Annotated in this window: 11 protein-coding genes; 8 read left to right on the top strand and 3 right to left on the bottom strand. The window is 65.6% G+C overall.

Features of this window, described 5'->3' with window-relative positions:
- Positions 1-42: 42 nt before the first annotated feature.
- From mscL to coaA, 3 genes are read right to left on the bottom strand one after another with little or no spacing between them, the layout of a single operon-like run.
- Entirely contained in the window at positions 43-447 is a 405-nt protein-coding gene (gene mscL, locus AC5RT4_RS08955) for a large conductance mechanosensitive channel protein MscL (protein WP_494041937.1), read from the bottom strand.
- Between the two features lie 23 nt (positions 448-470).
- A complete protein-coding gene (locus AC5RT4_RS08950) occupies positions 471-1,349 on the bottom strand; it encodes a M15 family metallopeptidase (RefSeq protein WP_494105510.1) in 879 nt (292 codons plus the stop codon).
- 5 nt (positions 1,350-1,354) lie between these two features.
- Positions 1,355-2,320: a type I pantothenate kinase gene (gene coaA / locus AC5RT4_RS08945; protein ID WP_494041935.1), complete on the bottom strand. Its 966-nt coding sequence runs from the start codon at positions 2,318-2,320 to the stop codon at positions 1,355-1,357.
- A gap of 137 nt (positions 2,321-2,457) precedes the next feature.
- On the opposite strand from coaA, the gene glmS reads away from it, so the two are divergent.
- From glmS to AC5RT4_RS08905, 8 genes are all read left to right on the top strand, one after another.
- Positions 2,458-4,344, top strand: coding sequence for a glutamine--fructose-6-phosphate transaminase (isomerizing) (gene glmS, locus AC5RT4_RS08940; protein WP_494105509.1), 1,887 nt, complete (start codon positions 2,458-2,460; stop codon positions 4,342-4,344).
- Positions 4,345-4,475: 131 nt separating this feature from the next.
- A complete protein-coding gene (locus AC5RT4_RS08935) occupies positions 4,476-4,823 on the top strand; it encodes a holo-ACP synthase (protein WP_307094374.1) in 348 nt (115 codons plus the stop codon).
- A gap of 27 nt (positions 4,824-4,850) precedes the next feature.
- Entirely contained in the window at positions 4,851-6,443 is a 1,593-nt protein-coding gene (locus AC5RT4_RS08930; RefSeq protein ID WP_494105508.1) for an NAD(P)H-hydrate dehydratase, read from the top strand.
- A 65-nt stretch (positions 6,444-6,508) separates the two neighbouring features.
- Positions 6,509-8,764: a glycogen debranching protein GlgX gene (gene glgX / locus AC5RT4_RS08925; RefSeq protein WP_494105507.1), complete on the top strand. Its 2,256-nt coding sequence runs from the start codon at positions 6,509-6,511 to the stop codon at positions 8,762-8,764.
- Positions 8,761-11,088, top strand: a complete 2,328-nt coding sequence (gene treY, locus AC5RT4_RS08920) for a malto-oligosyltrehalose synthase (RefSeq protein ID WP_494105506.1) — start codon at positions 8,761-8,763, stop codon at positions 11,086-11,088. Before glgX ends, treY begins: the two co-directional genes overlap by 4 nt.
- Entirely contained in the window at positions 11,085-12,854 is a 1,770-nt protein-coding gene (gene treZ, locus AC5RT4_RS08915; protein ID WP_494105505.1) for a malto-oligosyltrehalose trehalohydrolase, read from the top strand. Before treY ends, treZ begins: the two co-directional genes overlap by 4 nt.
- A 103-nt stretch (positions 12,855-12,957) precedes the next feature.
- Positions 12,958-13,998: an L-glyceraldehyde 3-phosphate reductase gene (mgrA, locus tag AC5RT4_RS08910; RefSeq protein ID WP_494041928.1), complete on the top strand. Its 1,041-nt coding sequence runs from the start codon at positions 12,958-12,960 to the stop codon at positions 13,996-13,998.
- Between the two features lie 162 nt (positions 13,999-14,160).
- Positions 14,161-15,246, top strand: coding sequence for an inositol-3-phosphate synthase (locus tag AC5RT4_RS08905; protein ID WP_494041927.1), 1,086 nt, complete (start codon positions 14,161-14,163; stop codon positions 15,244-15,246).
- The last annotated feature ends 286 nt before the right edge of the window (positions 15,247-15,532 follow it).

Raw genomic sequence — 15,532 nt, 5'->3', positions numbered from 1 at the left:
CCGCCTCCTGCAGGAGGCGGGCCGCTGGCGTTATTGCGGAAGCTACGGCGTGCGGCTCTTGAGCGCGTCACGGATTTCGGTCAGCAGCGCGATCTGCGGGTCCTCGGCAGCGACCGCTTTCACGCCCTCATCAATATCCAGCTTCCGGTTACGGCGCTCGATCATCAGGTTCATCGGCAAAACCACAATGAAGTAGATGGCCGCGGAAATCAGCAGGAAGTTGACGATTGCGGTCAGCAGGACACCGAACTCGATGAAATTCCCGTTCAGGTCCACCCTCGCGAAGCTGTCGAAGTTGGGGGAGCCTACCAGTCCGGCAACAAAGGGCATCAGCACCTTGTTCACCAGCGCCGTAACCACCGAGCCGAAGGCAGTGCCGATGACAACGGCGACGGCAAGGTCAACCACATTGCCCTTCATGATGAAATTCTTGAATCCAGTCAGCATGGGAATCACGCTAGCCCATCTCCTTACAGATACCCCGGCGCAGCCCCCACGCCGAAGTACTCCTCCAAGGTGTTGATGCCCCGGTTCGTCATGTCCGTCGCAGCCTCCACACCGATGTACCGCAGGTGCCAGGGCTCGTAGTAGTAGCCGGTAATCGGGTGGAACATCCACGGGTACCGCACCACGAAGCCGAACTTATGTCCGTTCGCCTTCGCCCACACAGCCGCGGGCTGGTCCGCGAAGCACGGCTGGAACCCGCACACCCCGGAGCCGTCGGCAATGTCGAATGCCCAGCCCGTCTGGTGTTCGGAGTAGCCCGGCCGCGCGCTGGCCGTGTCGGCGTCAGCTTGGCCCCGGGTGGCGACGTAACCGTTGTACGTGGTCGCCTGCGTGCTGTAGGAGCGGTACCCGCTCGCCAGGACCATCGCGACGCCGTCCCGCGCGGCGGCGGCGAACATGGCCTCGGCAGCGGCCGCCGTCGTACTGTTCAGCAGCGCTGCCTCCCCGGAGACCGTCGTCGCCACATTGGGCCGCACCAGGTCCGCGGGCACGTAGTCGGCCGGCACCAGCGGCCGGTGCTTGTTGACCACCAGCCAGGGGCTCGCCGGGTCGGTGAGGGAAAACTGCCGCGGCAATGCGGAGGAGGGCGACGGCGTGGGGGACGGCTCCGAAGGCGGGGGAGCCGCCGTCGTGGCTCCCGCCGTCGGGGATGCGGATGCCGGGGAAGAGAGCGGCGCTGAGGCAGCAGGGGAACCCGACGACGGCGTCGCCGCCCCGGGTGCCTCGGGTGTGCACGCTGCCAAAACAGTCAGTCCGGCCCCCGCGGCGAGGAAGCGGGCAAAGCTGCGGCGGCTCGTCGCCGTCAGCGTGTCATCAGGAGCAGCAGCGCAGTCGTAGCACACGTGTGCTAGACCTTCCGGAGCAGCATCCGGCGGATCGAGTGGTCCGCCTCTTTGGTGAGCACCAGCTGGGCGCGGCCGCGGGTCGGCAGGACGTTCTCCTCCAGGTTGGGCTCGTTGATCCGCTTCCAAATGTCCCGGGCCGTGCTTTCGGCTTCCTCGTCGGAAAGCGCGGCATACCGGTGGAAATAGGACTCAGGCTGTGCGAACGCGGTGCTCCGGAGCTTGCGGAACCTGTCCACGTACCACTCCTCTATGTAGGACGTTTTGGCGTCCACATAGATGGAGAAGTCGAAAAAGTCGCTCAGCGCCAGCCCCTGCCGGCCGTCATGCCTGGGCCTCGCGGGCGCCAGGACGTTGAGCCCTTCCACGATCAGCACGTCGGGGCGGCGGACCACCACTTCCTTGCCGGGAACGATGTCGTACGTAACGTGGGAGTACCAGGGCGCCCGCACTTCCTCAGCGCCGCTTTTGATTTCGCTCACAAAGCGCAGCAGGGCACGCCGGTCATAGGACTCCGGGAAGCCCTTGCGCTCCAGCAGCTGCCGGCGCTTCAGCTCAGCCAGCGGATACAGGAAACCGTCGGTGGTGATGAGTTCAACATTCGGGGTGCCCGGCCAGCGGCGCAGCATCTCCCGGAGCACGCGGGCAATGGTGGACTTCCCGACGGCGACCGAACCCGCCACGCCGATCACAAAGGGAGTGCGCTGGGTCTGCTCGCCCAGGAAGGTGGTGGTGGCGGCGTGCAGCTGGCCGGCGGCCTCAACATACAGGTGCAGCAGCCTGGAGAGCGGAAGGTAGACCTCCCGGACTTCCTTCATATCCAGGGGGTCGCCAAGGCCGCGCAAACGGACGATGTCCTCCTGGTTAAGGGGCTGTTCCATCTCGTCTGCAAGCCGGGACCAGGTCTGCCGGTCCAGCTCAACGAACGGGGAGACGCCTTCGCCGTTCGCGTCATTGCGTTGCACAGTCACTATAGAGATTCTGCCCCCAGCCCGGCTGAGAAAGAAATGCGCGCAAGCACACGCACGCGGGGAACAATGAAACAGAAGCGGCTCCGCGGCGACGCAAGGTTTAGATCTGGGGCACCCCTGCCGATAGTCTTGTGCCTATGTGTGGAATCGTGGGATATGTGGGCCGTTCTAATAACGGCGGAAGTCACAGTGCGCTGGACGTTGTCATCGAGGGGCTGCGCCGCCTGGAGTACCGGGGCTACGACTCCGCAGGGGTCGCCGTGGTGTCCCAAGGCTCAATTGAGTCGCGGAAGAAGTCCGGGAAGCTGAGCAACCTGATTGCTGAGCTGGAGGACCGTCCGCTACCGGAAACAGTCACCGGGATCGGCCATACCCGCTGGGCCACCCATGGTGGGCCGACGGACCGGAACGCGCACCCGCACCTGGCCGATGACGGCAAGCTCGCCGTGATCCACAACGGCATCATTGAAAACTTCGCCGAGCTCAAGCTTGAGCTGCTGGAAAAGGGCGTCACCTTCCTGTCCGAGACGGACACCGAGGTCGCCGCCGCCCTGCTGGGGGACATTTTCCGGAACAAGCTCGGCGGGGACGTGTCCGACGGCGGCCTGACCCGGGCCATGGAGCTCGCCTGCCAGCGCCTCGAGGGGGCCTTCACCCTCCTTGCCGTGCACGCGGACCAGCCCGACGTCGTCGTTGCCGCCCGCCGCAACTCACCCCTGGTGGTGGGCCTGGGCGAGGGGGAGAACTTCCTGGGCTCTGACGTCTCCGGCTTCATCGACTACACCCGCCGGGCCGTGGAACTGGGCCAGGACCAGATTGTCACCATCACCGCGGACACCGTGGAGATCACCGACTTTTACGGCAACCCGGCCGCGGGCAAGGAATACCACGTGGACTGGGACCCGGCCTCGGCCGAAAAGGGCGGCTTCAGCTCGTTCATGGAGAAGGAAATCCATGACCAGCCCGACGCCGTGGCCCAGACCCTGCTGGGACGGTCCGACCTGAACGGCATGCTGACCCTCGATGAGCTCCGGATCGACCCGGAGCTGCTGAAGCAGGTCAACAAGATCATCGTTCTGGCCTGCGGCACCGCCGCTTACGCCGGCACGGTAGCCAAGTACGCCATCGAGAACTGGTGCCGGATCCCCACTGAGGTGGAACTCGCGCACGAGTTCCGCTACCGCGACCCGATCCTGGATGAGAAGACCCTGGTGGTGTCCATCAGCCAGTCGGGCGAAACCATGGACACCCTGATGGCCGTCCGTTACGCCCGGGAACAGGGCGCGAAGACCATCTCGATCTGCAACACCAACGGCTCCACCATCCCGCGCGAGTCCGACGCCGTGCTCTACACACACGCCGGCCCGGAAATCGCTGTGGCGTCCACGAAGGCGTTCCTGGCCCAGATCACCGCCGCGTACCTGCTGGGCCTGTACCTGGCGCAGCTGCGCGGAAACATCTTCTCCGGCCAGATCAAGGACGTCCTCGCGGACCTGTCCAAGATCCCCGCGAAGATCCAGACCATCCTGGACGGCGCCGGCCCGCTTCGCGAGCTCGCCCGGAGCATGGCCAGCGAGACCTCCGTGCTGTTCCTGGGCCGCCACGTCGGCTACCCGGTAGCCCTTGAGGGTGCACTGAAGCTCAAGGAAATCGCGTACATCCACGCCGAAGGCTTCGCCGCCGGTGAGTTGAAGCACGGCCCCATCGCCCTGATCGACGAAGGCAAGCCGGTGTTCGTGGTGGTCCCGTCCCCGCGCGGCCGCGATTCGCTGCACGCCAAGGTGGTCTCGAACATCCAGGAAGTCCGCGCTCGCGGCGCCCGCACCCTGGTCATCGCCGAGGAAGGCGACGAAGCCGTCAAGGCCTACGCCGAGCACGTCTTCTACGTCCCCGAAACCCCCACCCTCCTCATGCCGCTGCTGACCACCGTCCCGCTGCAGATCTTCGCCGCGGAACTCGCCGCGGCCAAGGGCTACGACGTGGACCAGCCCCGCAACCTTGCCAAGAGCGTCACCGTCGAGTAACTGCGGACCGGCAGAATGCTGCTTTGCCACTGAACGCCCCGGGCCATACGCCCGGGGCGTTCTTTGTTCCCGGCACCCGGCACCGGGCACGGCGGACGGCAAGGCCCGGAGCGCCACCGTAGAGTAGTGCCATGATCGTTGGCATAGGCGTAGACGTTGTAGACATCGAGCGGTTCGGCCGTCAGCTTGAGCGCACCCCGGGCCTGAAGGACCGGCTGTTCGTGCCCGCAGAGCGGGAGCTGAACACCCGGTCGCTGGCCGCGCGGTTCGCCGCGAAGGAAGCAGTGGCCAAGGTCCTCGGGGCGCCGGCCGGCATGAACTGGCAGGACTGCTGGATCGGCCTTGATCACAACGGACCCACCGTTCAGGTCAAGGGAACCGTGCTGGCCGTTGCCGAGTCCAAGGGCGTCAAGCGCTGGCACCTCTCCATCAGCCACGACGGCGGCATCGCCACAGCAACGGTCCTGGCCGAAGGCTGAACGGGCTGCCCACAGTTACCTAACACCGTGATCAGCGCCTGCACCGGATCCCAGGTCCGCGAAGCCGAGAAACCACTCCTTGCGGCGGGCCTGGGCGATGTCCTCATGCAGCGCGCAGCCCACGGGCTGGCCAATTCGGTGGTCCGGGAACTCAAGTCCCGCGGCCGCCGGGTCTACGGCGCCACGCTTGTGGTGCTCACCGGCAAGGGCAACAACGGCGGGGACGGCCTCTACGCCGCCGCGTTCCTCGCAGCCCGGGGGATACGCACGACGGCGGTGCTCACCGCTGATTCAGCGCATCCCCAGGCGCTGGCTGCTTTTGAGCGGGCCGGCGGCAGGATCCTGCACCTCGCCACTGCGGCACTGAGCGAGCTGGCAGCAGAAGCGGCCCATTCCGACGTCGTCATCGATGCCGTGCTGGGAACAGGCGCGAAAGGCGGGCTGCGGGGGAGTACGGCCGAGCTTGTCAGTGCCATTGCCGATGGCCGGGCCGGTCAGGCTGCCGGTTTTGTTGTGGCGTGCGACCTGCCCAGCGGCGTCGACGCCGATACGGGGGAAGTATCAGAACCGGTGCTTCCCGCGGATGTAACGGTGACATTCGGAGCAGCAAAAGCGGGCCTGCTGGTTGACCCGGGCGCCGACTACGCCGGCAGGGTGGACGTGGTGCCCATCGGCATCGAGGACCATCTCGAAGGTCCCGCCCTGCGCCGGCTTGAAGCTGCAGACATCGCGGGCCGTTTACCCAACCCCGCCCGGCGCGCGCACAAGTACTCCCGCGGGGTCCTGGGAGTGGTGGCCGGCTCCGCCGACTATCCCGGCGCGGCCGTCCTGGCCTGCCGGGGCGCCCTGGCCGCCGGAGTGGGGATGGTGCGCTACCTCGGGCCGCCCGAGGTCGGGGACCTGGTCCGCCAATCGTGCCCTGAGGTGGTCTGCAGTACCGGCACCGTTGCCGGGAACCGGGTCCAGGCGTGGCTGGTGGGTTCCGGCATGGGCCCGGAAGACCACGAGCAGCTGCAGCGCGCCCGCGACGCCGTCGGATCCGGCCTTCCTGTGGTGGCCGATGCCGGTGCCTTGCCCGCCCTTCCCAATGTCCTCGCCCCGCATGTGGTGCTGACTCCGCACGCCGGGGAGCTCGCCGCACTCCTCAAACGCCTGGGCGGTCACCAGGACCGCGCAGCAGTTGAAGCAGGGACCCTCGATGCAGTACGCCAGGCCGCCGCACTGACCGGAGCGACCGTCCTGCTGAAGGGGGCCACCACCCTGGTGGCCGCACCCTCAGGGGATGTATACAGCCAGGCGGACGGCACGCCCTGGCTCGCCACTGCCGGCAGCGGCGACGTCCTCGCGGGCATCATTGGGGCGCTGCTCGCCCAGTCTTCTCCCGACGTCGGACCCTCGGGAAAGTCGAACACGGAAGCGGACGCCCGCTGGGCTGAGCTGGCCGCGCTGGGAGCAGCGCTGCACGGCCTGGCCGGGAGGGCGGCGTCGGACGCCTGCTTCGGCGGGTCTATCGCTGCTGGCGGAATCGCCGACTCCTTACCTCACGTTTGGGGTAAAGTAAGCACGCTTAGTAACTCTGGGGCCCCGCAACGTAATAGTCACACCCAGCCGTTACGGTAGCAGTAGTTCGCACCGGCAGCAGGAGCCCCTGCTCTTCTGCTGCTAAATATCAATGAGGAGCATTAATGGAAGTCTGGCCTGGATCGGCTTATCCCCTTGGCGCCACCTACAACGGCACCGGCACCAACTTTGCCCTGTTCAGCGAACGCGCCGAAAAAGTTGAGCTTTGCCTTTTTGACGATAATGGCAAGGAAACCCGCATACCGGTAGACGAAGTGGACGGGTACGTCTGGCACTGCTACATCCCGCAGGTACAGCCCGGCCAAAAGTACGGCTACCGTGTCCACGGCCCCTACGATCCCGCTTCCGGCAACCGCTTCAACCCGAACAAGCTCCTCCTGGACCCCTACGCAAAGGCCGTTCACGGGCAGGTGGACTGGGACCCTTCGCTGTTCACCTACAACCTGGGTGAGCCGGACACCATCAATAACGAGGACTCCGCCAGCCACATGATGATGGGCGTGGTCATTAACCCGTTCTTCGACTGGGACGGCGACCAGACCCTGCGGATTCCTTACCACCAGTCAGTCATCTACGAAGCCCACGTGAAGGGCCTCACGCAGTTGCACCCGGAAATTCCCGAGGAGCAGCGCGGAACGTACGCAGGCGTGGCCCACCCCGCCGTCATCTCCCACCTCCAGAAGCTGGGTGTCACCGCCATCGAACTGATGCCCGTGCACCAGTTCGTCAATGACGGGACCCTGGAGGACAAGGGCCTGAGCAACTATTGGGGCTACAACACCATCGGTTTCTTCGCGCCGCAGAACACGTACAGCTCCACGGGCGATACCGGCCAGCAGGTCCAGGACTTCAAAGCCATGGTCCGCTCGCTCCACAAGGCGGGTATCGAGGTCATCCTCGACGTCGTCTACAACCACACCGCCGAGGGCAACCACCTGGGCCCCACGTTGTCCTTCAAGGGCATCGACAACGCCTCCTACTACCGGTTGATGGAGGGCGACGAAAAGCACTACATGGACTACACCGGTACCGGCAACACGCTGAACGTCCGCCAGCCCCATTCACTCCAGCTGTTGATGGATTCCCTGCGCTACTGGGTCACCGAGATGCACGTGGACGGTTTCCGCTTTGACCTTGCCTCCACCCTGGCCCGCGAGTTCTACGATGTTGACAAGCTGTCCACCTTCTTCGAGCTCATCCAGCAGGACCCGGTTGTTTCCCAGGTCAAGCTCATTGCCGAGCCGTGGGACGTTGGGCCCGGCGGCTACCAGGTAGGAAACTTCCCGCCGCAATGGACGGAATGGAACGGCAAGTACCGCGACACCGTGCGCGACTTCTGGCGCGGCGAGCACGCCACACTGGGCGAGTTTGCCTCCCGCATCACCGGCTCCGCGGACCTGTACGAGCACTCCGGGCGCCGGCCTGTGGCATCCATCAACTTCGTCACTGCCCATGATGGTTTTACCCTCGCGGACCTGGTGTCCTACAACGAGAAGCACAACGACGCCAACGGCGAGGGCAACAACGACGGCGAATCCCACAACCGGTCCTGGAACTGCGGCGTTGAGGGTCCCACGGATGATCCCGAGGTCCTCTCCCTGCGGGCCCGCCAGCAGCGGAACTTCATTGCCTCGCTGCTGCTCTCCCAGGGCGTGCCCATGCTCCTGCACGGCGACGAGATGGGACGCACCCAGCAGGGCAACAACAACGGGTACTGCCAGGACTCCGAGCTGACCTGGATCAACTGGGACAGCGTTGACCAGCCATTGATCGAGTTCACCGCAGCCGTCAACGCGCTCCGCGCCAAGCACCCCACCTTCCGGCGCAGCCGGTTCTTCGACGGACGGCCCGTCCTGAGGGGCGAAGGCGAACGTCTGCCGGACATCGTATGGCTTGATCCGAGCGGCGAAACCATGAAGCCGGAGGCCTGGGACAGCGGATTTGGGCGGTCCGTGGGCGTCTTCCTGAACGGAAATGGCATCCAAGGCAAGGACACCCGCGGACGGCGGATCACGGACGTGAACTTCCTGATGTTCTTCAACGCCCACGATGACACCGTCAAGTTCACCCTTCCGGCGGATGAGTATGCCCCGGCATGGGACGTCATCATCGACACTGCCGGGCAGAACGCCGACACGGAGCCGGTCTCCGCAGGGCAGCCGCTGCCTGTGGAAGCCAAGTCCCTGGTGGTCCTGCGTGCCCACACCATTGAAGAAGTAGAACCGGACCACTCGGTTGCGGCATCCCTCGCGGCACTGACGCAGACCTCCACCAGCGAGACCGAGTCCCTCACCGCCCCCATGGTGGCGGAGCCCGGGAAGACCACGAAGATCGGGGAGCGGAAGGACACGGGCAAGTGAGAGTACCGGCATCCACCTACCGCCTGCAGATCCGCCGCGGCTTCACCCTGTTCGACGCTGCTGAAAAGGTCCCGTACCTCAAGAACCTGGGGGCGGACTGGATCTACCTTTCTCCCATCCTGACGGCGGAGCAGGGCTCGGACCACGGCTATGACGTGACCGACCCCTCCGCCGTGGACCCGGAGCGCGGCGGCCCGGAAGGCCTGCTGGCCCTCTCCAGGGCTGCCCGCGAGCACGGCATGGGTGTCCTCGTGGACATCGTGCCCAACCACGTGGGCGTCGCAACGCCTGCACAGAACCCCTGGTGGTGGTCCCTGCTGAAGGAAGGCCAGGGCTCACCCTACGCCGAAGCCTTCGACGTCGAGTGGGAACTGGCCGGCGGAAAGGTCCGGCTGCCCATGCTGGGTTCCGGCGAGGACCTGGACAAGCTGGAGGTCAAGGACGGTGAACTCCGCTACTACGACCACCGCTTCCCGCTGGCCGAGGGCACGTATTCCGACGGTGACACGCCCCAGGAAGTCCACAGCCGCCAGCACTACGAGCTGATCGACTGGCGCCGCGCAGACGCCGAGCTGAACTACAGGCGCTTCTTCGCGGTCACCACCCTGGCCGGAATCCGCGTGGAAACCCCGCGTGTCTTCGAGGAAGCCCATGCCGAGGTAGGCCGTTGGTTCAATGAGGGGCTTGTGGACGGGCTCCGCGTGGACCATCCCGATGGCCTGGCGGATCCTGCGGGCTACCTGCGGTGGCTGAAGGACCTCAGCGGCGGAGCCTACATCCTGGTGGAAAAAATCCTGGAGCCGGGCGAAACCCTGCCCCAGGACTTCGCCACCGAGGGCACCACCGGGTATGACGCCCTGGCTGATGTGGACCGGGTCTTCGTTGATCCCGCCGGTGAGCAGCCACTCAACGACCTGGACGCAAAGCTCCGGGAATCAGCAGCCCCCGCGGACTATGCCGAGATGATCCGCGGAACCAAGCGCATGATCGCCGACGGCATCCTCCGCTCCGAGGTTCTGCGGTTGGCCCGCCTGGTTCCGGAGTCCTACGGGCTTCCGGTGGAACAGGCTGCCGACGCGATCGCCGAGATCATTTCCGCTTTCCCGGTCTACCGGACGTACCTGCCCACCGGCGCCGAGATCCTCAAGGAAGCCTGCGAGTCCGCGGCGGCCCGACGCCCCGAGCTGGAAGTTGCCGTCGGCACACTGCTGCCCCTGCTCCTGGACCCGGCCAACCCCATCGCGGTCCGGTTCCAGCAGACCTCTGGCATGGTGATGGCCAAGGGTGTTGAGGACACGGCGTTCTACCGCTACACCCGGCTTGGCACCCTGACGGAGGTGGGAGCCGAACCAACGGAGTTCGCTGTCTCTCCCGAGGAGTTCCACCACCGGATGACCCGGCGGCAGCAGGAACTTCCGCTGTCCATGACCACCATGTCCACGCACGACACCAAGCGCAGCGAAGACGCGCGGGCCCGGATTTCAGTGATCGCCGAGCTGTCGCAGGAGTGGACAACCACGCTGAACAGCCTCCGCGAGCTTGCCCCGATTCCGGACGGTCCGTACGAGAACCTGCTGTGGCAGGCCATCGTCGGCGCATGGCCTGCGAGCAGGGAACGGCTCCAGGGCTACGCGGAGAAGGCCGCCCGGGAGGCCGGCAACTCCACCACGTGGACCGACCCCGACGAGGAGTTCGAGTCCGCGGTCAAGACCGCAGTTGATGCCGCGTTCGACGACCACCGGGTCACCGAACTGGTGGAAGGCTTCGTGGCACGGATCGACTCCTTCGCTGCGTCCAACTCCGTGTCCGCCAAGCTGGTCCAGCTGACCATGCCCGGTGTGCCGGATGTGTACCAGGGCAGTGAGTTTTGGGAACGCTCCCTGACCGATCCGGACAACCGGCGGCCGGTGGACTTCGCGGCCCGCCAGGAGGAGCTGGCAAAGCTCGACGCCGGCACGTTGCCGGCGGCGGGGACCGAAACCAGCAAGCTCCTGGTCACCTCCCGGGCGCTCCGGATACGCCGCGACCGGCCCGACCTGTTCCAGGGCTACAGCCCGGTGACGGCAACAGGGGCTGCCGCAGCGCACCTGCTCGCCTTCCACCGCGGTGCGGATGGAGCCACCGGCGCCCTGACTCTCGCCACCCGGCTGCCTGCAGGACTCGCGGCCGACGGCTTCTGGCGGGACACCGCCGTTGAACTCCCCGCCACCATGCGCGACGAGCTCACCGGCGCCGGGTACGGACCAGGCACCGTTTCGGTGGCTGACGTCCTGGGTACCTTCCCTGTGGCTTTGCTCGTACCCGTGGATGGAGAAAAGGCATGACCCTCGTCAATGTTGGGCCCGAGCGTTTCGACGTCTGGGCTCCCGACGCCCATTCGGTAATCCTCGTGGCCGACGGCCGGCAGTACCCGATGCTGAAGAAGGAGACGGCGCCAGGCTCGGAAGGGTGGTGGGCTGCCCCGGACGCTCCGGTGGACGGTGACGTGGACTACGGCTACCTGCTGGACGGGGACGGCCAACCCGTGCCCGATCCGCGATCGCGGCGGCTGCCCGAGGGCGTCCACAAGCTGTCCAGGACCTTCGATCCCGCCGCCTACGCGTGGCAGGATGGCGCCTGGAAGGGCAGGGAACTGCAGGGGTCGGTCATCTACGAACTCCACGTGGGGACCTTCACCCCTGAGGGAACCCTGGACGCCGCCGCCGGAAAGCTCGGCTACCTCGCGGACCTGGGCGTCGACTTCGTGGAACTGCTGCCCGTCAACGGCTTCAACGGAACCCACAACTGGGGCTACGACGGCGTGCAGTGGTACGCCGTCCACGAAGGATACGGCGGGCCTGCGGCCTACCAGCGCTTCGTCGACGCAGCCCACGCGGCAGGCATCGGGGTCATCCAGGACGTGGTGTACAACCACCTCGGCCCGAGCGGCAACTACCTGCCCAAGTTCGGTCCCTACCTGAAACAGGGCGATGCCAACACCTGGGGTGACTCCGTCAACCTGGACGGTCCGGGCTCGGACGTGGTGCGCGAGTACATCCTGGACAACCTCGCGCTCTGGCTCCGGGACTACCACGTGGATGGTCTGCGGCTTGACGCCGTGCACGCGCTCCGCGATGAGCGCGCCGTGCACATCCTCGAGGAGTTCGGCGCCCTGGGCGACGCCGTTTCAGCCGAAACGGGGCTGCCGAAGACGCTGATCGCGGAGTCGGACCTGAACAATCCGCGCCTGCTCTACCCGCGGGCCGCCAATGGTTACGGGCTGGCGGGGCAGTGGAGCGATGACTTCCACCACGCGGTGCACGTGAGCGTCAGCGGGGAGACCACCGGGTATTACGAGGACTTCCAGTCCCTGGGTGTGCTGGCAAAGGTCCTGAAGGACGGCTTCCTGCACGACGGCAGCTACTCCAGCTTCCGCGGGCGCCACCACGGCCGGCCCATCAACCCGGCCCTGGCCCACCCGGCAGCGCTGGTGGTGTGCAACCAGAACCACGACCAAATCGGCAACCGCGCCACCGGGGACCGGCTGTCGCAGTCGCTGTCCTACGGGCAGCTGGCCGTGGCCGCCGTGCTCACGCTGACCTCGCCGTTTACGCCCATGCTGTTCATGGGCGAGGAGTTCGCCGCCAGCACCCCCTGGCAGTTCTTCACCTCGCACCCTGAACCCGAGCTGGGCAAGGCAACTGCGGAGGGCAGGATCAAGGAGTTCGAGCGCATGGGGTGGGATCCCGCCGTCGTGCCCGACCCCCAGGACCCCGAGACCTTCCGCCGTTCCAAGCTGAACTGGGACGAAGCTGCCGGCGGTGACCACGCCCGGCTGCTGGAGCTCTACCGCTCCCTGACGGAACTCCGCCGGGAACACGCCGAGCTTGCCGGGCTGGACTTCAGCGAGACAGACGTGAGGTTCGACGACGACGAGGGCTGGCTGCGTTTCCGCCGCGGCAGCGTTGAAGTGCTCCTCAACTTCTCGGACGCCAAGGTCCGGCTGGACGGCGTCTCCGGCTCGGTCCTGCTGGCAACGGATGAGGGTACCGGTCTTGACGGCGACGCCCTCGCGCTGGCTCCCTGGAGCGCTGCGATCCTGAAGTCCTGAACACTGCTTGGCTAAGTTACGCCGCGAGCTGCTGCTGTCAGCCCGCGGCGTAACTTTTCTCCCCGGCACTGTAGCGCGGGTCACAGCTGGCAGGATGGAACGCATGACTTATTCCGCGGCGGAAGACCGCTACGAATCCATGCCCTACCGCCGGGTCGGCCGCAGCGGGCTGAAACTTCCGGCCATCTCGCTCGGCCTGTGGCACAACTTCGGCGACGACAAGCGCTTTGACGAACAGCGCGCCATCCTTCGCCGCGCCTTCGACCTGGGCGTCAACCACTTCGACCTCGCCAACAACTACGGCCCGCCTGACGGTTCCGCCGAGACCAACTTCGGCCGGCACCTCCAGGACGACTTCAAGCCCTACCGCGACGAACTGGTCATCTCCACCAAAGCCGGCTACTACATGTGGCCCGGCCCCTACGGCGAATGGGGCTCCAGGAAGTACCTCATTTCCAGCCTCGACCAGTCGCTGCAGCGGATGGGCCTGGACTACGTGGACATCTTCTACAGCCACCGGCCGGACCCGGAGACTCCCCTGGAAGAAACCATGGGTGCCCTGGATTACGCCGTGCGCTCGGGCAAAGCGCTGTACGCCGGCATCTCCTCCTACACCCCGGAGCAGACCCTCGAGGCGGCCCGCATCTTGAAGGACCTCGGGACGCCGCTGCTGATCCACCAGCCCAGCTACTCCATGCTCAACCGCTGGACCGAGAACGGCAGCCCCAACCTGTACGAGGCACTTGACCAGGTGGGCGCCGGTTCCATCGCCTTCTCGCCGCTGGCCCAGGGCATGCTTACCGACCGCTACCTGAACGGTGTTCCTGCCGATTCGCGCGCCGCCAAGGCCCGGTTCCTCTCGGAGGACTCCATCACCGATGAAAAGCTGGACCGGATCCGCGGGCTGCACGGGATTGCCGAAAACCGCGGGCAGTCGCTGGCGCAGATGGCCGTCGCCTGGATCCTGCGCGACCAGCCCAAGGGCTCGCCCGTTACGTCCGCGCTGGTGGGCGCCTCGAGCGTTCGCCAGTTGGAGGACACGCTGGCCGCGATCAACAACCTGGAGTTCTCCGAGGACGAGCTGACTGACATCGACGAGTTCGCCGTCGAGTCGGACATCAACCTCTGGAAGCAGCCCGCCTAGGTTACCGCCGCCCATCAACGGAGTGGGACCGGGGAACAAAGCCCGGTCTCACTCTGTTGGGTACAATGAATAGGCGCCACGTGGCGCCGCCCCGCCGGCCGCCGTCGTACCTTAGTCGCAGCGCAACCTGGCTGGCCGACGTTTGTCCCCCAAAGGAGTTCCGTGTCTTCACATCCGATTCGTGTTGCAATCGTCGGCGTAGGAAACTGCGCCGCTTCCCTGGTCCAAGGTGTCCACTACTACAAGGACGCTGACCCCGAGGCCACGATTCCGGGCCTGATGCACGTTGAGTTTGGCCAGTACCACGTGGGTGACGTTGAGTTCGTCGCAGCGTTTGACGTGGATGGCAAAAAAGTTGGTGTTGACCTTGCCGATGCCATCCTGGCCAGCGAAAACAACACCATCAAGATTGCAGACGTGCCGCCCACCGGTGTCACCGTCCAGCGCGGCCAGACCCTCGACGGTCTGGGCAAGTACTACCTCGAAACCATCGAGCAGTCCACCGAAGAGCCCGTTGACGTTGTGCAGGCGCTCAAGGACGCCAAGGTGGATGTCATGGTTTGCTACCTGCCGGTTGGTTCGCAGGAAGCGGCCGAGTTCTACGCCCAGTGCGCCATCGACGCCGGCGTGGGCTTCGTCAACGCCCTGCCCGTGTTCATCGCAGGCACCAAGGAGTGGGCGGACAAGTTCACCGCCGCCGGTGTGCCGATCGTTGGTGACGACATCAAGAGCCAGATCGGTGCCACCATTACGCACCGTGTTATGGCAAAGCTCTTCGAAGACCGCGGTGTCACCCTTGACCGCACGTACCAGCTGAACGTCGGCGGCAACATGGACTTCAAGAACATGCTGGAGCGCGACCGCCTCGAGTCCAAGAAGATCTCGAAGACCCAGGCCGTAACGTCCAACGTTGAGGCCGAACTGGCCGCAAAGGACGTGCACATCGGCCCGTCGGACTATGTCCAGTGGCTCGATGACCGCAAGTGGGCCTTCGTCCGCCTTGAGGGCCGCAACTTCGGTGACGCCCCCGTTTCGCTGGAGTACAAGCTGGAGGTTTGGGATTCGCCGAACTCCGCCGGTGTGATCATCGACGCCATACGCGCCGCCAAGATCGGGCTGGACCGCGGCATCGGCGGCCCCCTGCTCTCCGCATCGAGCTACTTCATGAAGTCCCCGCCGGAGCAGTTCAACGACGACCTCGCCCGCGAAAAGGTCGAAGCCTTCATCCGCGGAGACCTCGAACGCTAACCCGTTCGTCCGGCTGACCCCTGAGACCCTCTCTCACTTGACGTCAGTTTTTAGCCAATCCTCTATCACTCAACGTCTGTTTCACGCGGCGCTCTCTCACTTTTATTGGGGGAGCGCCGCGCGTTTAACCCCGGTAGCGGCGGGTGGCGTTGCTGGCCGGGGAAGGGCACATCGAGTGAGAGAGGATCGCCGGAAAGCGCACATCAGGTGAGAGAGCGTCTGCGGAAAGCGCACATCAAGTGAGAGAGGGTCTGCGGAAAGCGCACATCAGGTGAGAGAGGGTGCG

Source organism: Arthrobacter sp. sptzw42 (assembly GCF_059089685.1).
The sequence above is the reverse complement of the archived record's forward strand: the minus strand, read 5'-3'. Positions and strand labels throughout refer to the sequence as shown.

Coding starts and splice junctions, on each gene's coding strand:
- AC5RT4_RS08935 (WP_307094374.1), top strand. CDS start 4,476: ATGATCGTTGGCATAGGCGTAGACGTTGTAGACATCGAGCGGTTCGGC.
- treZ (WP_494105505.1), top strand. CDS start 11,085: ATGACCCTCGTCAATGTTGGGCCCGAGCGTTTCGACGTCTGGGCTCCC.
- mgrA (WP_494041928.1), top strand. CDS start 12,958: ATGACTTATTCCGCGGCGGAAGACCGCTACGAATCCATGCCCTACCGC.
- glmS (WP_494105509.1), top strand. CDS start 2,458: ATGTGTGGAATCGTGGGATATGTGGGCCGTTCTAATAACGGCGGAAGT.
- mscL (WP_494041937.1), bottom strand. CDS start 447: ATGCTGACTGGATTCAAGAATTTCATCATGAAGGGCAATGTGGTTGAC.
- glgX (WP_494105507.1), top strand. CDS start 6,509: ATGGAAGTCTGGCCTGGATCGGCTTATCCCCTTGGCGCCACCTACAAC.